The following is an 18,378-nucleotide window of genomic DNA, read 5'->3' as shown; positions in this document are numbered from 1 at the left end:
TTCTGGGCTGCCCCCGGTCTAACCCATCCCCAAGCCATGGAACACGAGCTGACTTTTCAAAAAATCAAGGAGCAGGTGGAGTTGCCCGAACTGCTGAGTCATTTTGGCTACACCCTGAAAAAAGGCGAGCACCTGGGGCGGGGCAAGTGGCATGTATTCGAGGGCGACGATACCCTGGTCGTGTTTAAGGGCCGGGGCGGCGACTGGATGTATTTCAACGCCCAGGATGACCGCGACAAGGGCAGCATCATCGACTGGATGAAGAACCGGGTAAGCTCGGGACGTATTGCCGGCATTACCCAGGCGCCGGGTCGTACTCTGTGGCAGGCAGTCAACGACCACTTCCGCGCCTACCTGAGCCTGCCCGAGCCGCAGCGGCCCCGGCTCGATTTGCCGCCCATCGCCGAAACCGCGCCCGGCGAGAAGTTCCACAGCATCTTCACCAAGGACTGCCGGCCGCTGGAAGACACCACCTACCTCGAAGGGCGGGGCATCAGTCAGGCTACGCTGCGGCACCCGCAGTTCGTCGGGCGCATACTCAACCACCGGCACACCGTGCAGCGGGCTGGTCTGCCGCCCAAGACCTTCGTCAACACGGCCTTCCCGGCCTACCACGAAGGGCGGGTGGTAGGGCTGGAGCTGAAAGGCGAAGGCTTCAAGGGGCAGGCGCCGGAAAGCCAGTTTTCCCGCTCATTGTGGCTGAGCCGGCTGCCCGAGGGCCGGCCGGCGGCGGTGCTTATAGTCAGCGAGTCGGCTCTGGATACGCTGTCCTACGCGCAGCTGCACCCCCAGGAAAGCGCCCTCTACGCTTCCACCGCCGGCACGCTCACCCAGAATAAGATTTTCGAGCTGCAGCGGCTGCTGCGCGAGGAGCAGATTCCGGCCATCCGGGCTGCCTTTGATAATGACACCCAGGGGCACCATTTCGACACGCGGCTCTTGGCGGGCCTGGCCAGCGACCAGAATCCGATGAAAGTGGTGCGCGAGCATGAGCACCAGCTGACCGTCGAAATCATGGCGCCCCAGCCGGCCGGCGTGCAGGCATTGAGCCGCCGGTTGCAGGCGTACAACGAGCAGACGAGTCAGCAGTTCAGCCAGGCTAATGGAGCCCCCGGTACGCCGGCCACGAGCCCGACCCTGCGCGATGAGCTGATACACTCCCAGAAGCTGGGCGCCCACACCTACCAGTTTCACCTGCCCATGAGCCCGGGGGCGCTGCACGCCTTCAATCAGGCGGCCAGCCAGACGCTGGCCTTCGAGCACCGGGTGGAACTCGTGAAAAGCCAGGGCAAGGACTGGAACCAGGATCTAAAGCAGGACCAGTTGCAGCAGGTGGTGCGGCGCGAGCTGGGTGACGTGGACGAGGACCAGTACGGCTTCGGCCAGCAGCACTGGGACAACCCGGAAATAAGCGGCAGCGGGAATATTGCCCAGCTGCACCAAGCCCAGGCCGAGGCCCGGACCCAAGGGGAGCGGCTGCTAGTGGTAGAGCTGCGCGAAAGCCGGGACGAAACGGCGCTGCTACCCACCCTGCGCGAGAATCTGGAGCGCATCGGCCTGCACATCGACCACGCCATCCGGCAGCCGTCCGGCGTAGCCCGCGAAATACTAACGGAACTGACCTTGCGCTACCCCGTCCAATCACCCCAGTTGCCGGCCATCAGCGACGCAGTGGATGCGCTCCGGCAGAATCCACGGGTCACGGTGGTAGAATCCGGGCAGGACGCGGTGGAGCGTCGGCAGCTAGCCGCCGCCCGGGAGCAGGAGCGCCAAGCTGGCCCGCCATTGCGGCCCAGTGACTCCCCCGCCCGTGACCAAGCCCGTCAGGACTTTATCGAGGCGGCGCGGCAGCTAGTCCGCGAGCTGCGCGTGTGCGCCGCCGGCTTGGAGGCCGCCCGACTGCAGGAAGTCAGCAAGCAGTTGCTGACCCGGCCGGCGCTGACGGGTATTAACCAAGAGAATGTCGCAAGGGTTCTGGCAGTGGTGGATACGCTGGGCACGCTGAAAACCAGCCCCGCCGTATTGCAGTTGCGCCAAGCGGCGCAGCTGCTGCAAGCGTCCAAGCCCCCAACTCCGGAAAACCGTCCCCGGACCAGCCCCCGGTGGTAGGGGTTGCCAGGTGCCATGCGTCGAGAAGTTTACTAGCTAATGAGGGAGGCTAGTATCAGAAGCATTGACTGCTATCCGGCAATCTTCAATTTCCCGCTGCCGCATCCGGAAGCGTAGCCACCCGGTGAGCAGCACAACGCCGGCAGCCCCAACCGCCCAGTAGCCCAACGAACCCGCGCGCACCGGATGGAGTTGAATCAAGGCCAGACCGAAGCCCAGCATAGCCAGGCTGGTACGTACATAAGTGAGAAACGTGCGCTCGTTGGCCATGCGGGTGCGGGCCGCGGCCAGGCCCTGCTGGTCGTAATTGGGTGGTAACGGGGAAAGTTCAGGCATGCGGGAGCAGTATAGCGAAAGCCCGGGCTACCCCGGGCATTACACCACTACGAACGTCGCGTGCGGATGAACGACCATGGGCCGGTGCTGGGTTAGATAGGCCCGCATAACGGCTACCACGTGCTGCCCGGTTTTGCGGCGGTTACGGCCAACCTGATGCGGTACGCCCTGGGAGGTGATATACGCGGCCGTATAAGTCCGTTCCGGGTCCAGGGGCTGGTCTTTGATAAACACCGTTTGCAAGCGGCTGCCCTTGGGGTTCTCGGCTTTGAAGTACGCTTTCAGGCCCAGCGCCCGCTTCACGTAGCCGCCCATCTGGTGCAGCGGGTCCTGGCTATAGGTGCTCTCCAGGTTCTTCTCCAGCATCTGGCGCAACTCCGCGCCGGTGAGCTCGACCGTTTCAATCTCCGAGTCCATCGGCACCAGATCGTAGAGGTCGTTGAGCTGCACCGGGCCGGGAGGTATGGGCGCCCCGTAGCGCCAGCCGTTGGAGAAGTACAGGTCGGCGGGCACCAGCGCCCGGATGCTGGCCAACAGAAAATCGTCGGCCGGGCATTCCACCGACGTGCCCCGGTGCAGCCCGGTAGCGGTGACGCCCACCACCTCGCGCAGGCTGGCATAGGGCAGCAGGGCCGCGTCGATGCGCGCCTACAGAGCCGGGTCGGGCGTCAGGTCCGCGCTGACTTCCCGCAACTCATGGTCGTGGGCGGTGACGCGACCGTTTTCCACGGTGAGCGTGAGGCGGCCGACAAAGGAGCCGTGGGCCCCGGACTGCATAACCAGACAGTCGCCCGCGCGGAAGGGTTCGTAGAGGCGGTTGTGGGTGTGGCTGCTCAGGCACACGTCCACGCCGGGGTGCGCCTGCAGCAGGGCTACGTCCTGCGGGAAGCCGCAGTGGGAAAGCAATACTACCAGGTCGGCGCGCTCTGGGCCGCGCAGTTCGGCCACGTAGCGGGGCAGCTCCGCCGTGCCATCGGTGAAGCGCAGGCCCTCACCGAAATGGGCCGGCATGGTTTTGTCGACGATGGGGCAGGCCAGGCCGATGACGCCCACGCGCAGGCCAGCCGTTTCGTAGACCTGATACTGCGGATACACCAATTCGCCCGAGGCTTTCTCATACACATTGGCGGCCAGCAGGGGGTAATTCAGCTGCTTAACCAACTGGCGCAGCCGGTTTGGTCCATAGGCAAAATCCCAGTGGGCCGTCATACCGGCCACGCTCAACTCGTTGAGGATGGGCACCAGAATCTCGCCCTGGGTATCCACCACCGGCCGGGTGCCGTGAAACGTGTCGCCCCCGTCGAAAAGCAGATTTTCTGGGTATTGCTGGCGCCACTGCTGCAGCAGGGTGGCAATGCGGGCGTAGCCCCCACAAGGACGGTACTCGGGGCCGGTGGGCCCGTAAAACAGCTCTTGGTGCAGGTTCAGGTAGCCATGCACGTCGTTAAGCTGGAAGAAGGAGAGGGTGGTGCCCATAGTGAATTGCAAGGCTAAAAATCTTCCAGCATGCCGCCTGCATCCTCGTACACGATGGGCTCTGGAAACTGGATTCCGTGGTGGTCAGTTAGATATTGCCGGCTCAACAACTTAACCAAGTACTGCGCTTCGGATAATGGCATCGGATTGGCAGGCGGTTGGTTGTTGCTAGGGCCGTGACGCGCTAGCAAGCCCGAAGCGCCGAAGTTGTCCGCTGTGCGGGTGAACAGTTTGTACTTGGCGTTGGAAATGCCCGCCGTCTGTAGAAGACCGTCAAAGTCACTTTCATAATGGCGCAGCGTATCCACAATGGCGTAGAGCGTGCGTAAGTCCAGTTCCTGGCCCAGTTGGGTCAATAGCGTAAGCACATCGGGCTCCGTGCGGGCAAGCAGCAAGGCTTGGCTCATCGGGCCGCTGCTGTAAACCGGATGCACTGGCTCAGCCAGCACAGTGGCCGTGTAAGGATGCTTACTTGGCTCATCCGGCGTTTCGGAGTCGAGCCCTTTATCAGCCCATAAATCATACAGATTATAAAGCACCGGACGTGCTGACCCAAAAGGTGAATTGGGAGATAAAGAGGCCAGTACGTAAATGCCATGGAACATATCAAGCAACTGCCGGGCCCTTCCCCAAACCTGCGCTGGCTCACTTAATTCGTCCAGATGAGCAGATGTGAAAAAGAACTGAGGAGCACCGCTGTCGTACTCCTCGTTCATAAATGCCAGATCTGGACTAGGGTTGTGTGCAGATAAGTCAAAGAGTAGTGGATGCGAGTAGCCCCGAATGGCAAAGCGGTAGTGGTAACCTTTCATAAGGTAGGTGTAGCAAGGCCAGTGTTAGCCTGATTAGAGTTAACTAGGCCATACGGCTCTGCCGTGGGCACGTTCAGGCAACAACCTGGCTCTATGCGGTTATAGGCAGCAACCAGAAAGATTACGCTTTGCCGGCCAGAAGGTACCCGAAAACCCGGCAATTACATCTTCCAGCCGCTGGGCGTGAAAGGCATCATGCCCGTGGCCTTCCAGGTAGGAGTCGATGCAGTAGACGGGAACCGGGGCCGTTTTCACGCGCAGCGTAGTAAGGGCCGGAACAGGTAGGAGCTTAGCGGCCGAACCAGACGCGTACTACTCAGGTGAAAGGTTGAAGCGGGCCGGGCGCAACTGCCGGTGAAGGCGTCTACGCTATCCGGCGCGGGCAGGCAGTACATGCGGCGGCGAATGACGAGAGAGGAAAGTACTGTTAGCCCTCCGATGGCAGCCAGGGCGGCCCCCAGGCCCAGCGTATCGGCCAGTATGCCCGTAAGCAAGGCGCCGATGGCGTAGCCCACGTCCCGCCAGAGGCGGAAGATGCCTACGCTGTGGGCCCGCTGGGCCAGGGGGGCATACTCGGCAATAGCTGCCAGAAAGGTGGGATATACCAAGGCCGTACCGGCCCCTAGCAGGCCTGCCAGCAGTAGAAACACCGGGTAAGAAGAAGTAAACAGCATAGCCAGCAGCACTGCCCCCTGCAGCAGCATGCCCCAGAAGAGCAGGTCTTTTTTGCAGAGCCGGTCGGCCAACGGGCCGGTCACCAGCTGGCCCAGCCCCCACACGGCCGGGTACACGGCGGCCACGGTACCAATCTGGGTGAGGGTAAAGCCTTTGCTGGCTAGTAGCAGTGGCAGCAAACCCCAGACCATGCCGTCGTTGAGGTTGTTGACCAGCCCGGCCTGCGTGACGGAGCCCAGGTTGGGGTGGCGCCACGTTACATCCCAGAAAGAGAGGGGCGGCCCAGCTGAGCTGCCGGCCGGAGCCTGAGCCGCTTCCAGGGCCACGTGGTGGCGCGTATCGCGTACCAGCAGGGAGCCCAGCAAGCCCAGCACAGCCAGGACGATGCCCAGATAAAAGGGATAAGGCCGCAGGCCGTACTCGGTGGCCAGCCAGCCCGAGGCAAACGCCGTAGCGGCCACGGCCAGATAGCCGGCCGACTCGTTCAGGCCCATGGCCAGCCCGCGCTGCTTGGAGCCCACCAGGTCAATCTTCATCACCACGGTGCTCGACCAGGCCAGGCCCTGATTCAGGCCCAGCAACACGTTGGCGAAAATCACCCAGCCCCAGGAAGGGGCCCAGAGTAGCAGCAGAGGCACGGGCAGGCCAATGAGCCAACCAATAACCAGCAGGTTTCGGCGCCCCACCGTATTGGCCCAGGCCCCGGCGTAGTAGTTGGCCACGGCTTTCTTAAGCCCAAACACCACGATGAAGGAGAGAATGGCCGAGCGGGCTTCTAAGTGGAATTCCTGCTCCGCCAGCCGGGGCAGAATCGTGCGCTCCAGCCCCACCATGCCCCCCACAAAGGCATTCACCAGGACCAGCAGGCTGAACTGGTGCCAGTTTTCACGCAGACCCAGACGCGGAGTAGTCATGGCTAGTAGCTAATGGGGGAGGAAGTATAGGAAACGTAGTTGTTTAGGGGTGCACGATAGCCCAGCCCTGGGCCTGGCGAATGATCAGCTCGCCGTTGCCGGTGGGCACGTAGCTGATAAAGTGAAACAGCTCGTCCTTGCTGATCTTGCGCTCTTTCATCGTGTTCAGGCACTGGGCCAGCAACACGCCCTGCTGTTGGAGGGCTTTTAGATCCGCCTCGTAGGGCTGGGCTTTGCGGAACACGTCCGTACCGCCGCCGTAGGCCACCAACTCCATCTGCAGCTTGCCCTTGAGGCGCGGATCTTCCAGCGCGTTTTTCATGTTGCGCAGGGTCTGCTTGATGAGCTTGGGGTCGTCACTGTCCAGCTGGTACACCACTTTGTACTCCGCTTTGTCCGCCACAGCACCTGTGAATTCGGCGGCTGGTTTACCGGCGGCCGGGGTCTGGGCCTGGGTGGTGGTAAGGCTGGCCAGCAGCAGGGCAGAGGCCGCAAGAAAGCGGAGAGGAGCATTCATGGCGAAGGGGAAAGGGTTAAAAATCGTAGTTGAGAATCAGATTCACCAGGTGCATGTCTACCTTGTTGACTTCGTAGCGGGCCTCGCCGTAGGTGTTGCCCAGGCGGCCCTTGTACACGTAGAGCAGCTGCCCGCGCAGTCCCTTGGCCCAGCCCGGGAAAGCATAGGTCAGGGAAGCGTTCAGCTGGCGATACGAGGGCATGCCGTACTTGTTGAGGGGGGTGTTTTTTACGTCCGGCAGGTAGTAGTGGCCGTAGCCAGCTTCCGCTTTCAGGCCCGGCACCCGGGCAAAGGAGTAGCCTCCCAGCACGGCCGCCGCGTCCACGCCCCCGAAGCCTTCTTCCCGCTCGCGGGGCAGAAACGTGTAGAACGGCTCGCGCCCCCACTCCCGCGGAAACAGGAAGCGACCGGTGCGGGTGATGCGGGTGTAGTTGCCGCTCATGCTCCAGGCCCCGCGCTGGTAGCCCAGGCGGGTGCTCAGGGCGTGGGCCTGCCGGCCCGGGGCGCTGTAGGCCAGCTGCGGATTCGGGTTGCCGCCAGAGCCCACCGTGCGCTGGTAATGATACTGCGCGCCCAGCGTGAGCTGGCCCGTGCCCAGGGCCCGGCCGGCGGTCAGCTCCGCAAAGCTGGCGTTGAACAGGTTATCGGCGTAGTAGTTCCAGGCTTGGGCCGTGGTGCGCGCCCCGAGCTGCCGGCTGACGCCCGCAATCCCCACCCCCCGGCTGCGCAGGTTGCCCGCGTACAGAGCCCGCTGGCCGGCCTCCGTCACGCCCGCCGGGTACAGGCCCACGGAGCCGCCTACTGAGGTCCAGTCGGTGGTGGAGCGCACGGCCAGCCCGGTCAGCCAGCCCGCGGAGAGGGTGGTGCGGGGCAGTTCTTTCACTTCTAGCCACAGCCCCTCGGCGTAGTTCGGGCTCAGGCGGCCGTCCTGGGGGTTGAGCAGCGGGGTAGTGAGCAACTGCCGGCCTAACGTGAGGGTGGACTGCCGCCAGCGGTAGCGCAGAAACAGCTCCTCCGCCCGCCCGGTGAGCCGGCGCCGGCCGGGGTTCGTCACGTCAAACAACCCCACCTCGTAGCGGCTCACGGCGCCCGTCAGCGAATCCGGCGTCGCCAGGTCACTGGAGGCCAGATTGGCCCAGAAAAAGCCGCCTATGCCGACTTGCAACCCGTGGAAAGAGACCGTTTCAAAGCGGGCCCCGGCCCCCAGGCCACTGGCGTAGTAATCGGGGTAAGAGCCCTGGTTCAGGGTGGCCATCGAGTAGCTACGCACCCGCCCGTGCCAGCGCCCCCGGCGGAAAGCCTCCGGCAGGGAGCGGGCCCGCACCGTATCCGGCGCTGCCGGGGCCGGGTAGGGCGGCAACTGCGTGCGCCCCGTTACCGGCCGGGTTAGGGCCGGCTCGGCGTGTTGCGCCCAGGCCGCCGCTGGCAGCAGCAGGCTGGCCACCAGCAGACGAAGGATACGTGGCATGGCAGACTTACTTGGCCTTGGCCAGTTGCGGGTGAGCATCTTCGATGGGCTGGTAGGGCCCGTATTTGTGCTGGCGCTCCGAAAAGGAGTCGGTATAGGGCCCGAATGGATGGTCGACGGGCTTTTGGCTGATGTCGGGCCAGTCCCGGGGTGTATTCAGGTGCGGCCGGGGCTGGGAGTTGACGAAGGCGGCTACGTCCCAGGCCTGCGCGTCGGTGAGCTGGGGGTGGTCGAAAGCGGCCCCGAAGGGCATGGCGGCCTTCACGTACTTGGCCAGATTGGTGACGCGGTACAGGCCCGCGCCATCGTTGTAGCTGTGCTTGCCCCAGAGCGGCGGGTACTGGTACTCGCGCCCGTCGGCCAGCGGCTTGCCTTCCCCGTTGGGGCCGTGGCAGCTCTGGCATTTGGCGGCAAATACCGCCTTGCCCACTATTGGGTCGGCGGAGCGCGGCAGGTAGGCCAGCTTCGTGAAGCCGGTGCCGTACACCTTTTTCCCTTTGGGAATGTCATGGCCCAGCCAGTTGATGTAGGCCACGATGGCGCGCATCTCCCGGCTGCTGTCGGCCAGGGCCCGGCCGTTGAGGCTGCGCTCCAGACAGTCGTTTACCCGCATTTCAGTCGTGACCAGCGTGCCCGAGCGGGCCCGCATCTTCGGGTAAGTGGCGGCCACGGCCAGGTAGTTGTTGGCAAAGCCCTTGGTGCCCGCATCCAGATGACAGTTCTGGCAGTTCAGGCCGTTGGTCAGGTGCGCCACCGAGCCCTGCGGCCCCAGGTAGCGGGCGGTGTGGGCAATCAGGTCGCGGCCGTAGCGGATATGCCGGCCGGCGGCCGTGCGCGGAAGGGTCGCCGTGTCGGGGGCGGCCGTGGCCGGGCGATGGTAGCTGCCGGAAGGGGGCGGCCCCTCGTTGGCTTCGGCCACCGGGGCCGGTGGGGGCGGGCTGGCCGGGCCGTACAGCTGGGTCAGTACCACCACCACGACCAACACCAGCGCAGACGTCAGCAGCAGCAGGATGCGCACCAGCCGGGACAGCCGGGCAACGGAATCAGACGGGGTTTCCATGGCAGCGTAGCGAAGGCGGGCACCGGTGCCCGGTAGTTAGTGAGGCAGCTTTTCGCGCAGGGCGCTGTAGGTCCAGGTGCCGGCCAGGGCCGCGAGTATCAGCACGGCCGCGCCGGCCACGCCGCTGCCCAACTGGGCGAACATCGGGCCGGGGCAGGCGCCGGTTAGGGCCCAGCCCAGGCCGAAAATGGTGCCCCCAATCCAGGTGCCGTGGTTGTACTTCTTGTCGGCCAGGGTGATTTCCTCGCCGTTGATGGTCTTGAGGCGGTTGCGCTTGATGAGCTGAATGGAAATCAGGCCGACTACAATGGCTGAGCCGATGATGCCGTACATGTGGAAGCTCTGGAAGCGGAACATCTCCTGGATGCGCCACCAGCTCACCACTTCGCTTTTCGTGAGGATAATGCCGAACAGTACGCCCAGCACCAGGTATTTCAGGTTTTTCATGTCAGGTAATAGAAGAGGGAATTAGGAGCGCGTGGCCAGCATGCGCACAATATTGGCCGGCCCGGAGTGGAAGCTGCCCTCGTGCAGAACGACGCCCAGCTCGTGGTTTTCCCGTACCGTGAGCCCAGCGAAATCGGCGGCCAGGGTGTCGGGGTCGTAGAGCAGTTCGGCCGATTGGGGGCCGCCGGAGGGCAAGCCCAACTGGCGGGGACTGAAGGCTTCCAGAATCAGGTGCCCTCCGGATGCCAGGCTTTGGGCCGCGGCCGCGTGCACGGCCCAGCGGGCCACGGGCGGTAGATGGGCATAGATCAGGCCGATGGCATCGTAGCCGCCGGGCTGCTGCCAGCGCAGGCTGGTCACATCGGCCACCTGGTAGTCCAGGTGCACACCCTGGGCTACGGCCAGGCGTTGGGCCTTGGCCCGGGCCTCGTCGCTGAAGTCCATCGCCGTTACCTGCCACCCGCGCCGGGCGGCGTACACGGCGTTGCGGCCTTCGCCTTCGGCCAGTAGCAGCAGGCGGCCAGGCGGCAGCTTATCCAGCTGCTGGCGGAAGTACGTATTGGGCTCGGTGCCGTAGGCATATGCCTCGCTTTCGTAGCGGGCATCCCAGTACTCGGCGGCCGCGGATTGGGAAGCAGCGTTCATGGCGGGTGGGGTAGCAGTACTGGGCTAAAACATCATTGGGTAAAACACCCACGTCATGAGCAAACCGCCCACGAAGAAGCCAATGACGGCCACCAGCGACACCCACTGCAGGTTGGACAGGCCCGAAATGGCGTGGCCCGAGGTGCAGCCCCCGGCGTAGCGGGTGCCGAAACCGACCAGGAAACCGCCCAGCACGAGGAATACCCAACCTTTCCAGTTCGCGAGGTTCTCCAGAGCAAACAGCTCCTTGGGTAGCAGCCCTGAAAAGTCGGTCAGGTGCATCTGCGCTTTCAGGTCGCGCACGGTTTCCGGGGAAATGGCAATCGTATCGGCGTGGCCCATGAGCTGGTAGCCGATAAAGCCGCCGACGCCGATGCCCAGCACAAAAAATATGTTCCAGAGTTCGGCCCGCCAGTTGTAGGTCAGGAAGGGAATGCCGGCGGGCACGCAGGCGGCACACACGTGGCGCAGCGAGGAGCTGATGCCCAGGGCTTTGTTGCCGATAAGCAGCAGGGCGGGTACCGTCAGCCCGATGAGCGGGCCGGCCACGTACCAGGGCCAGGGCTGGCGAAGTAATTCAAGCATGAAGTCAGAAGGTCAGGAGTATAGACATCCGGCCCGCCCGCCGCAGCGGCCGGCCGGAATTCTTGCTAAACAGGAAGGGAAAATGGATGCGGGTTAGCGAACCAGCTTTTCGGGCCAGTCCAGCACGCCACCCAGCAGGTTCGACACGTGCGCAAAGCCGCTTTTGGTCAGCTGCCCGGCGGCGTTAGCCGAGCGGGCGCCGCTGCGGCAGTACACGTAGGTGGGCTTGGTTTTATCCAGCGCCGCCACGCGCTGGGCGAAGTCGGGCGCGGTGACGTCGATGTTCACGGCCCCGGGCAGGTGGCCACCGGCAAACTCGTCGGGGCGGCGTACGTCCAGCAGCACCGCGCCGGGCTGGCGCAGGGCCGCGGAGAATTGAGCAGGGGTGAGGTTTTTATAGGCGGGGGCAGCGCCTTGAAAGAAATTCAGCATGGCCAAGAGGGAAAGAAGCAAAGTGAGCGAAGGCATAGGATAAGGCCGTCAGGCAACCGGAGAGCCCGCCTGCAGGGCGGCTCCCCGGTCGGCCGTTAGGAATTAGTGCTGGGCGGAGGCGGACTGGAAAGACTTGACGGCCTCGCTCAGGTCGAGCACTTCCGTACCGGGCAGGGCATCGGCCACGATGCTGGAGCCCGCGGCCGAGCGGTAGCCGCCGGCGCAGTGCACTACCACGGGCTTATCGGTGGGGATTTCCTGGGCCCGCTCCCGCAGCTCGGGCAGCGGAATGTTGAGCGCGTCCGCAAAAATGGGCTCGTCGCGGTGCTCGGTGGCATTGCGGATGTCCACAATAGTGTACTGCTCGGGATGCTGGCGGAACTGCTCCACATCCAGCTTTGGTAGCGTCGCCTCAGAAGATGGCGAGCCGACCAATGCCCCCTTGATCAGGGCCTCGTAGCCGATTTTGGCCGTTTTCCGGATCAGGTCTTCCAGGGTCGCCTCGTCGGCGGCCACCAGGTAGAACGGCTCTTCCGGCCCCACGATGGAACCCAGCCAGGTTTCGAACTTGCCGCCCTGCTGGATATTAATGGCGCCGTCCATGTGGCCCTGCTTGAACTCTGCTTCGGGTCGGGTATCAACTAGGATGGTACCGGCTTCCAGAGCCGTGCCGGCAGCCAGGCGGTTCACTTTCTGCACGCTCGGCTTGTAATCGGGCGCACCGGCTTTGTTCAGGGCCACGTCGTAGCCGAAGTATTTCGGGATGAAGGGCTGGTCAGCGAGCAGCTCTTTCACGAACTCCTCTTCACTCATCTCCCGCAGCATGGGGTTGCCGAATTTCTCGTCGGCGATGGTGCTGCTGTTGGCGCCGCTCAGGGCCTTGCCGCAGAGGCTGCCCGCGCCGTGGGCGGGATAGACCAGCACCTCACCGGCCAGGGGCATCAGCTTGTCGCGCAGGGAGTGGTACATCTGCCGGGCCAGTTCCTCGCGCTTGGCCGTCATGTTGCCGGCTTTCTCGCGCAGGTCAGGCCGGCCCACGTCCCCAATGAACAGCGTGTCGCCGGTAAACACGGCTTCGTCCTGGCCCTCGCGGCTCACTACGATGCTGATGGAGTCGGGCGAGTGGCCCGGCGTGTTCAGGGCGCGGAAGGTCAGTTTGCCCACCGTGAAGGACTGGCCTTCATCGAAAGCTTCGTGGGTATAATCAGCTCCCAGCAGCTTGCTCACGCGGATGGTGGCTCCGGTGGTCTGGGCTATTTCCAGGTGGCTGCTCACAAAGTCAGCATGGGGGTGGGTTTCGATGACGCTGACGATTTTCGCGTCGTGGGCCTCGGCGTAGTCGTAGTAGGGCTGCGGGTCGCGGGCGGGGTCGATGAGCACGATTTCGCGGGCGCACTCGCTGAGAATGGCGTAGGAGAAATGGGCCAGGCCCTTGTCTTCAAACTGTTCGATTTTCATGGTTGGAAGCGGTTAGCAGGTGAGTGGATGGGGGAAACGCGCTGAAGCAGCAAACGGGAAGTAGCTGGTTAAGGGTCAGATGATTAGTGCGAAAACACCAGTTCGCGCAGCAGAATGAACGTGCCCATAGCCAGGGTAAACCAGCCGAAGGCCGGCTTGAGCTTAGCCCCCGGGATAAAGCGGGCCAGGTAGGTGCCCAGCACGATGCCCGCTAAGGCAAAGGCCAGGAAGCCGAGCAGGAACGTCCAGGCAATGGGAGTGCCGGCGCTCAAATCCCCCGTAAAGCCGATGAGTGAGTTCAGGGCAATGATGGCCAGCGAGGTGCCCACGGCCAGCTTCATCGGTAGGCGGGCGCCCAGCACCAGGGCCGGAATAATTAGGAAACCGCCGCCGGCCCCCACGAAGCCCGTGAGCGTGCCCACCACCAGGCCAATGCCCAGAATCAGCGGGTAATTAAAGGCGTGCTTGTGGTGCAGCTCTTCGTCGAGCACTTCCTCGGCCTGCTTGCTGCGGATCATCGACGTAGCGGCCACGACCATGAGCACGGCAAAGGCCACCAGCACCAGCAGGTCCTTGGTGAAGACAATGCTGCCCAGGGTAAAGAGCTCGTGCGGGATGGCGGGCATCAGCAGCTTGCGCACGGCAAACACGGCCAGCAGCGAGGGAATCAAAAAGACGATGGCCGTCTTCAATGACACGAGTCCCTTGCGGAAATAGCCCGAGGCGCCCACTACGGAGGTGGAGCCTACTACGAAGAGCGAGTAAGCCGTGCTCAGCACCGGGCTCACGCCCATCAGGTACACCAGTACCGGCACGGTGAGGATGGAGCCGCCCCCGCCCATAATGCCCAGGGAAAGACCGATGAATATAGCCGCGAAGTAGCCGACAATGTGCAACATGGATGAACGGGTGAACGTATGTATTTATGAAAAGTTGTTCATGCGTTTTGGCAAAAAAAAGGCCGGTCCCCTTACAGGAACGTGCAGCCAGCCAAGCACTGAATCACGTCGACCACTTCGCGCATCTTCAGTGCGTAGAAGATGTTTTTGCCGTCGCGGTGGCTGCTCAGAATACCTTTCAGCTTCATGCCCGTCAGGTGGTGGGAAAGCAGCGACTGCTCCACATTCAGCTTTTCGCTGATGTCCGTGACGGAAAGGCTTTCCTGACTGGCCAGCAGCTGCACGATGGCAATGCGAGTGGGATGGGCCGTGGTCTTGAGAATGAAGGCCACCTTCTCCATCTTCTCGGTGGTCAGGTTCAGATCGGCGGAGGTGGTGGTCGGTGTCATAAGGTGCTGCAAATGTATGATCATTTGTTCATGTATACAAGTAGGTGTCGCTATAAGTTCACAACAAATAATTATTTCTGGCTGATGTAGTGATACACGGCCGGCTGGCCTTTGTTACGGCTGCTGGTCTAGGCGCTTGATCATGGCCTTCATCTCCGCAATTTCCCGCTTTTGGGTGGTGATGATACCATCGGCCAGCTTGCGCACTTCCGGGTCTTTAATAGTGGCCCGCTCGCTGGTGAGGATGGCAATAGAGTGATGCGGAATCATGGCTTTCATCCAGCGGGTGTCGTCTACGAAGGTCTGTGTGCGCACCAGCACCAGTGCGCCGACAAACAGCGTCAGGTTGACGCCCATGATAAGCCCGTTGCGCGTCTTGTTGGGGTACATCATGGGCATCATGAGTAGCATCACCACGGCCATGGCCGTTACCATGAGCACTGTCATGAGGTGGTCTAGGCAAGACGGACAGAAGAAGGACGTATATTTCTTCTGTGATGACAGCCAAAAAGAACGGGGCGTCGCCCGACAAACGGCGTAAATACGACGAGGCGTTTAAGACCGAGGCCCTGCGCCTGGCCAGCGAGAGCCGCAGCACCCAAGCGGCGGCGCGGCAGTTGGGCATCAGCCCCAAGCTGCTCTACCGCTGGCAGCAGGCGCAGCTCGTGGCCGAAGTGGGCAGTGAGGAAGTGGCGCGCGACCCGGAAGTGCGCGCCCTGCGGGCCCGACTGAAACGGGCCGAGCAGGAGCTCGACATTTTAAAAAAAGCCTTGGTCATCTTCGGCCAGCCGACCCGGTGAGCACCTACCAGCACATCGCCCAACGCCGGGCCCACGTACCCGTGCGCCAGCTTTGCCAGGTGCTGCGCGTGGCCCCGGCCGCCTACTATGCGTGGCAGCGCCGCCGGCAGCAGCCGGTGGTCGAGCCGGCCTGGCAACTGGCCGTGCGCGAGGTATTTGCGCACCACAACCAACGCTACGGCACCCGCCGGCTGCGGGCGGAGGTACAGGCGCAAGGCCACGCGGTGGGCCGCTGGCGCATCCGCCGCGTGCTAAAGGCGCACGGCTTGTGGGCCCAGCAGCCGCGCTCGTTTGTGCCCCGCACCACCGACTCGGACCCGGCCGTGCGCGCGGCGCCTAACCGCTTGCTCGGCCAGCCGGCCCCACCGCCCCGAACCGGGTCTGGGTGGGCGACATCACCTACCTGCCCCGCCAGGGCGGCGGCTGGCTCTACCTGGCCGTCTGGCTCGACCGCTGCTCGCGCAAAATCGTGGGCTGGGACGTACGCGACACCATGCCGGAGGACCTAGTCAGCGAGGCGCTCCGTCGCGCCCTGGTCGTGCGCCGCCCCCCGGCCGGGCTGGTCGTGCACTCCGACCAGGGCAGCCAGTACACGGCCACCCGCTTCAAGGACTTACTGGCCCGCCACGGGGCCGTGCAAAGCATGAGCCGGCGCGGCAATTGCTACGATAACGCCCACGCCGAGTCCTTTTGGAGCCGCTTCAAAGCCGAACTGCTCGACGGCGGCAGTTTCCCCGGCCTGGCCGAAGCCAAGCTCGAAATCAGCCACCACATCGCCTACTACAACGCCGAACGACGCCATTCCGCCCTCGGCTACCAAGCTCCCAACCATTTCGAACTCCACCTTCAAACAACGTCCCAACTCTGTCCAGCTTAGCTAGACCACCTCAGTCATGTAGAAGCGGGTGAGGCTGAAATACACGTGGTCGAGCTCGTAGGTGTTGAGGTACATGACCACATACATCACGACAAAGGACACGGCCAGCGTGAGCAAAAACTTGCGGTAGTGGCCTTGAGCGGGCATGGTAGAGGATTCCATAAGCATTGGAAGACAGAGGGTGAATAGCCTACACCGACAGGTAGGGACAGTACCGTCAGTTTAGCCAGCCAACGAAGGGCAGGTCCTAGTAGTTGTGCCGCTGCCGGGCTGTGGTACGGTTCTGGCAGCATGTCGCTGCTTATCGCCACTACCTGCCTGGCCCCGCCCTTGGTAACTTCTTGAGCAGATTAGCTGGTGCAACTACGCGGGCTTAGCCGTGCCTTTGAAGTTCAGCAAGTGCCCGCTGCTGAGAATTTCTACGCACCTTTGCACCTGCTACCGTTGTCTATGTCTCGTTTGCTGACCCATTTGCTGTTGCTGCTCTATGCGGGTGTTTACCTGCATTGCCAGCCGCTGCCTGCCCGGGTCCCCGCAACGACCACTGGGCTGGGTAGTCCGCAGGAACAGTCCCAAACTGGCCTGTGCAAAAAGAAGCTGCAGACGGTGCAGGCCGATCCGCAGGCCGACCACGCACCAGTAGTAAAAGCCAAGCTGCTGCCGCTGGATCTGGCGCTGAGTGGTGATTTCCCGGCCCTGTATTTCGGGCTGCTGTTCCCGGCCGACGAGCCGACCCTGAATCCCGCCCGTGGCCCGAATGCCGGCCCCGAGCACTCGTTTGCCAACCACCCCAACAAGGCTCCGCCCGTTCGCTTTTCTTAGGAAAACGCGTAGTGGAGCCGGGTATGTACCCGGTTAATTGCCCCTTTTGTGGGGGCGATAACCGGGTTTTTTATGCCCCGACCAGCCCGCCGCCTTGTGCGGCCGCCTTAACCCTGGTTATCGGGTAATCCCGCCTTTTCCTGAGAGCCCCAGCAAATCTGCCTAGTAACTGGCTGGCTACGCCCCTGTGCGCCCGGCCCGGATTTCTGTCCTGACTTCTCTCAGCCCATGTTTTTCCCTTTCGTACCTCCTGTCCGGCGGCTGCCGGCAGGTAGTGCCTGGCTACTCGTCGCCCTGCTGTTGACGGGTCCAGTCAGCCAGGCACAACAGCGCCCGGTTCATCCGGCCGCCGGCCGGCCGCTTTCCCTGAACGAAGCCCTGGATCTGGCCCGCACCCAGGCCCCGCACCTGCAGGCCAAAGCCTACCAGGTGCAGGCCGCCGAGGCCGATATTGCCCAGACCAAAACCCAGCGCCTGCCCTCCGTGCGCTTGAGCGGGCAGGTGAGCTACGGCTCCACCAACGCCGTGGCCGGCACCATGCTACCCGTGGGCACTATCATTCCCAGCAGCGGCTCGCTAAGCGGGGTCAACTCCTACAACGTCGTGTTCGGTAGCATGGGTACGGCCCTCATGGAGTGGAGCCCGGTCACCTTTGGGCAGTACCCGGCCCAGCGGGCCCGCGCCGAAGCGGCCCGCGACTACGCCCAGGCCGACGCCGACAACGAGCTGTTCACCCAGCAGCTGCGCGTGGCCCAGACCTACCTCGACTTGCTGGCTACGCAAAGCCTGCGCCAGGTGCGCGAGCAGGATGTGCACCGGGTATCCATACTCAAAAAGACCATTACCCGGCTGGCGCTGCATGGTCTGCGCCCCGGCGTGGACAGCACCCTGGCCCGCGCGGCCGAAGCCCAGTCGAAGCTGGCGCTGGTAAGTGCCCAGGAACAGGAAGCCGACCGCCAGGCCCGGCTTTCCACCCTGCTGGGCCAGCCCGGTGCTACCTGGCAGCCCGATACGCTCTACAACCGAACCCTGCCGCCCGCGCTGGTGCCGCCCACGGCCACGCACCCCACGCTGGACCTGCAGCAGCGGGCTGTGGACCTGGGCAAAGCCCGCGAAACGGTGATTCGCCGTCAGTACCGCCCCCGGCTTTCCCTGCTGGGTGCCACCTGGGGCCGGGGCTCCGGGCTAAGCTACAACGGCACCACCGACTACGGGCTGGGCGGGGCCGCACCCACCCGCTTGAACTACGCCGTGGGTGTGGGCGTGGTGTTCGACCTGCTTGACTGGCCCCGCTTGCAGGCCCAGGCCCAGGCCGAAAACCTGCGCACCCAGGGCCTGCAAGCGGAATATCGCCAGCAGCAGCTGGAACTTAGCAACCAGGCTACCCTGGCTGAGCAGCGCCTGCAGTTGGCCGCCGAGCGCGCCCGCCAAGCCCCGCTGCAGCTCGCCGCTGCCCGCCAGGCGTACCGCCAGAAGCTGGCTCTCTACAACTCGGGCCTCGCCACCGTGGTCGACGTGACGCAGGCCCTCTACGGGCTGCAGCAGGCCGAGCAGGACCAGGTGCTCACGGCCAACGCCGCCTGGCAGGCCGTGCTGCTGCAAACCGCCGCCGCCGGCGACTTCTCCTTCTTTTTCACCCCCGTAACGCCCTAGCCGC

Annotated in this window: 23 protein-coding genes; 6 read left to right on the top strand and 17 right to left on the bottom strand. The window is 63.6% G+C overall.

All coding sequences use genetic code 11. From position 1 onward, the window contains the following. Positions 1-36 precede the first annotated feature (36 nt). On the top strand, positions 37-2,109 hold the full coding sequence (locus ACN19L_RS20785) for a toprim domain-containing protein (protein WP_426491336.1): 2,073 nt from the start codon (positions 37-39) through the stop codon (positions 2,107-2,109). Positions 2,110-2,145: 36 nt separating this feature from the next. Here the strand turns inward: ACN19L_RS20785 and ACN19L_RS20780 are convergent, their stop codons facing one another. The 16 genes from ACN19L_RS20780 to ACN19L_RS20705 all read right to left on the bottom strand — a co-directional run bounded on the left by ACN19L_RS20780 (position 2,146) and on the right by ACN19L_RS20705 (position 14,669). Next, positions 2,146-2,445: a YidH family protein gene (locus tag ACN19L_RS20780; protein WP_426491335.1), complete on the bottom strand. Its 300-nt coding sequence runs from the start codon at positions 2,443-2,445 to the stop codon at positions 2,146-2,148. A gap of 39 nt (positions 2,446-2,484) precedes the next feature. Then, positions 2,485-3,045, bottom strand: a complete 561-nt coding sequence (locus ACN19L_RS20775) for a 5'-nucleotidase C-terminal domain-containing protein (RefSeq protein WP_426491334.1) — start codon at positions 3,043-3,045, stop codon at positions 2,485-2,487. A 48-nt stretch (positions 3,046-3,093) separates the two neighbouring features. Then, a complete protein-coding gene (locus ACN19L_RS20770) occupies positions 3,094-3,921 on the bottom strand; it encodes a metallophosphoesterase (RefSeq protein WP_426491333.1) in 828 nt (275 codons plus the stop codon). Positions 3,922-3,935: 14 nt separating this feature from the next. Next, entirely contained in the window at positions 3,936-4,733 is a 798-nt protein-coding gene (locus tag ACN19L_RS20765; protein WP_135435236.1) for a hypothetical protein, read from the bottom strand. Between the two features lie 251 nt (positions 4,734-4,984). Beyond that, a complete protein-coding gene (locus tag ACN19L_RS20760) occupies positions 4,985-6,322 on the bottom strand; it encodes an MFS transporter (RefSeq protein ID WP_426491332.1) in 1,338 nt (445 codons plus the stop codon). Positions 6,323-6,365: 43 nt separating this feature from the next. Continuing rightward, positions 6,366-6,839, bottom strand: a complete 474-nt coding sequence (locus ACN19L_RS20755) for a DsrE family protein (RefSeq protein WP_426491331.1) — start codon at positions 6,837-6,839, stop codon at positions 6,366-6,368. Between the two features lie 16 nt (positions 6,840-6,855). After that, positions 6,856-8,307 (bottom strand): OprD family outer membrane porin, encoded by a 1,452-nt coding sequence (locus tag ACN19L_RS20750; RefSeq protein WP_426491330.1) that lies wholly within the window; start codon positions 8,305-8,307, stop codon positions 6,856-6,858. A gap of 7 nt (positions 8,308-8,314) precedes the next feature. Continuing rightward, entirely contained in the window at positions 8,315-9,367 is a 1,053-nt protein-coding gene (locus tag ACN19L_RS20745) for a c-type cytochrome (RefSeq protein WP_426491329.1), read from the bottom strand. A gap of 36 nt (positions 9,368-9,403) precedes the next feature. Then, positions 9,404-9,814, bottom strand: a complete 411-nt coding sequence (locus ACN19L_RS20740; RefSeq protein ID WP_183405339.1) for a DUF6691 family protein — start codon at positions 9,812-9,814, stop codon at positions 9,404-9,406. Between the two features lie 21 nt (positions 9,815-9,835). Then, positions 9,836-10,459, bottom strand: a complete 624-nt coding sequence (locus ACN19L_RS20735) for a class I SAM-dependent methyltransferase (RefSeq protein ID WP_426491328.1) — start codon at positions 10,457-10,459, stop codon at positions 9,836-9,838. Between the two features lie 24 nt (positions 10,460-10,483). Next, the gene (locus ACN19L_RS20730) at positions 10,484-11,044 is read right to left on the bottom strand and encodes a YeeE/YedE family protein (RefSeq protein WP_426491327.1); all 561 of its coding nucleotides are present in this window, start codon (positions 11,042-11,044) and stop codon (positions 10,484-10,486) included. A 93-nt stretch (positions 11,045-11,137) separates the two neighbouring features. Next, positions 11,138-11,476: a rhodanese-like domain-containing protein gene (locus ACN19L_RS20725; protein ID WP_426491326.1), complete on the bottom strand. Its 339-nt coding sequence runs from the start codon at positions 11,474-11,476 to the stop codon at positions 11,138-11,140. 102 nt (positions 11,477-11,578) lie between these two features. After that, complete coding sequence (locus ACN19L_RS20720) at positions 11,579-12,934, bottom strand: MBL fold metallo-hydrolase (RefSeq protein WP_426491325.1); 1,356 nt, start codon at positions 12,932-12,934, stop codon at positions 11,579-11,581. 83 nt (positions 12,935-13,017) lie between these two features. Next, a complete protein-coding gene (locus ACN19L_RS20715; RefSeq protein ID WP_426491324.1) occupies positions 13,018-13,833 on the bottom strand; it encodes a sulfite exporter TauE/SafE family protein in 816 nt (271 codons plus the stop codon). Positions 13,834-13,904: 71 nt separating this feature from the next. After that, positions 13,905-14,222, bottom strand: coding sequence for an ArsR/SmtB family transcription factor (locus ACN19L_RS20710; protein ID WP_426491323.1), 318 nt, complete (start codon positions 14,220-14,222; stop codon positions 13,905-13,907). Between the two features lie 114 nt (positions 14,223-14,336). Then, a complete protein-coding gene (locus ACN19L_RS20705) occupies positions 14,337-14,669 on the bottom strand; it encodes a DUF305 domain-containing protein (protein ID WP_426491322.1) in 333 nt (110 codons plus the stop codon). A gap of 50 nt (positions 14,670-14,719) precedes the next feature. On the opposite strand from ACN19L_RS20705, the gene ACN19L_RS20700 reads away from it, so the two are divergent. The 3 genes from ACN19L_RS20700 to ACN19L_RS20690 are packed head-to-tail and all read left to right on the top strand — an operon-like array spanning position 14,720 to position 15,899. Next, positions 14,720-15,022 (top strand): transposase, encoded by a 303-nt coding sequence (locus ACN19L_RS20700; protein ID WP_223831499.1) that lies wholly within the window; start codon positions 14,720-14,722, stop codon positions 15,020-15,022. Continuing rightward, positions 15,019-15,531: an IS3 family transposase gene (locus ACN19L_RS20695; RefSeq protein ID WP_426491321.1), complete on the top strand. Its 513-nt coding sequence runs from the start codon at positions 15,019-15,021 to the stop codon at positions 15,529-15,531. The genes ACN19L_RS20700 and ACN19L_RS20695 overlap by 4 nt, the downstream gene beginning before the upstream one ends. After that, complete coding sequence (locus ACN19L_RS20690; RefSeq protein ID WP_426493612.1) at positions 15,417-15,899, top strand: IS3 family transposase; 483 nt, start codon at positions 15,417-15,419, stop codon at positions 15,897-15,899. The genes ACN19L_RS20695 and ACN19L_RS20690 overlap by 115 nt, the downstream gene beginning before the upstream one ends. On the opposite strand, the gene ACN19L_RS20685 is transcribed toward ACN19L_RS20690, so the two are convergent. After that, positions 15,900-16,061 (bottom strand): hypothetical protein, encoded by a 162-nt coding sequence (locus tag ACN19L_RS20685; protein WP_426491320.1) that lies wholly within the window; start codon positions 16,059-16,061, stop codon positions 15,900-15,902. It abuts the gene before it with no gap. Positions 16,062-16,349: 288 nt separating this feature from the next. Here ACN19L_RS20685 and ACN19L_RS20680 point away from each other — a divergent pair, with 288 nt between their 5' ends. Both ACN19L_RS20680 and ACN19L_RS20675 read left to right on the top strand, forming a co-directional pair. Beyond that, positions 16,350-16,721 carry a hypothetical protein gene (locus tag ACN19L_RS20680; RefSeq protein WP_426491319.1) on the top strand — a complete coding sequence of 124 codons (372 nt, stop codon included), beginning with the start codon at positions 16,350-16,352 and terminating at the stop codon, positions 16,719-16,721. Between the two features lie 228 nt (positions 16,722-16,949). Then, positions 16,950-18,374, top strand: coding sequence for a TolC family protein (locus ACN19L_RS20675; RefSeq protein WP_426491318.1), 1,425 nt, complete (start codon positions 16,950-16,952; stop codon positions 18,372-18,374). Positions 18,375-18,378: the final 4 nt, after the last annotated feature.

This window comes from Hymenobacter sp. 102, from assembly GCF_049949205.1.
Lineage (GTDB): Bacteria > Bacteroidota > Bacteroidia > Cytophagales > Hymenobacteraceae > Hymenobacter.
Note: the sequence above shows the minus strand (reverse complement) of the source record. Positions and strands in the feature narration are given on the sequence as shown.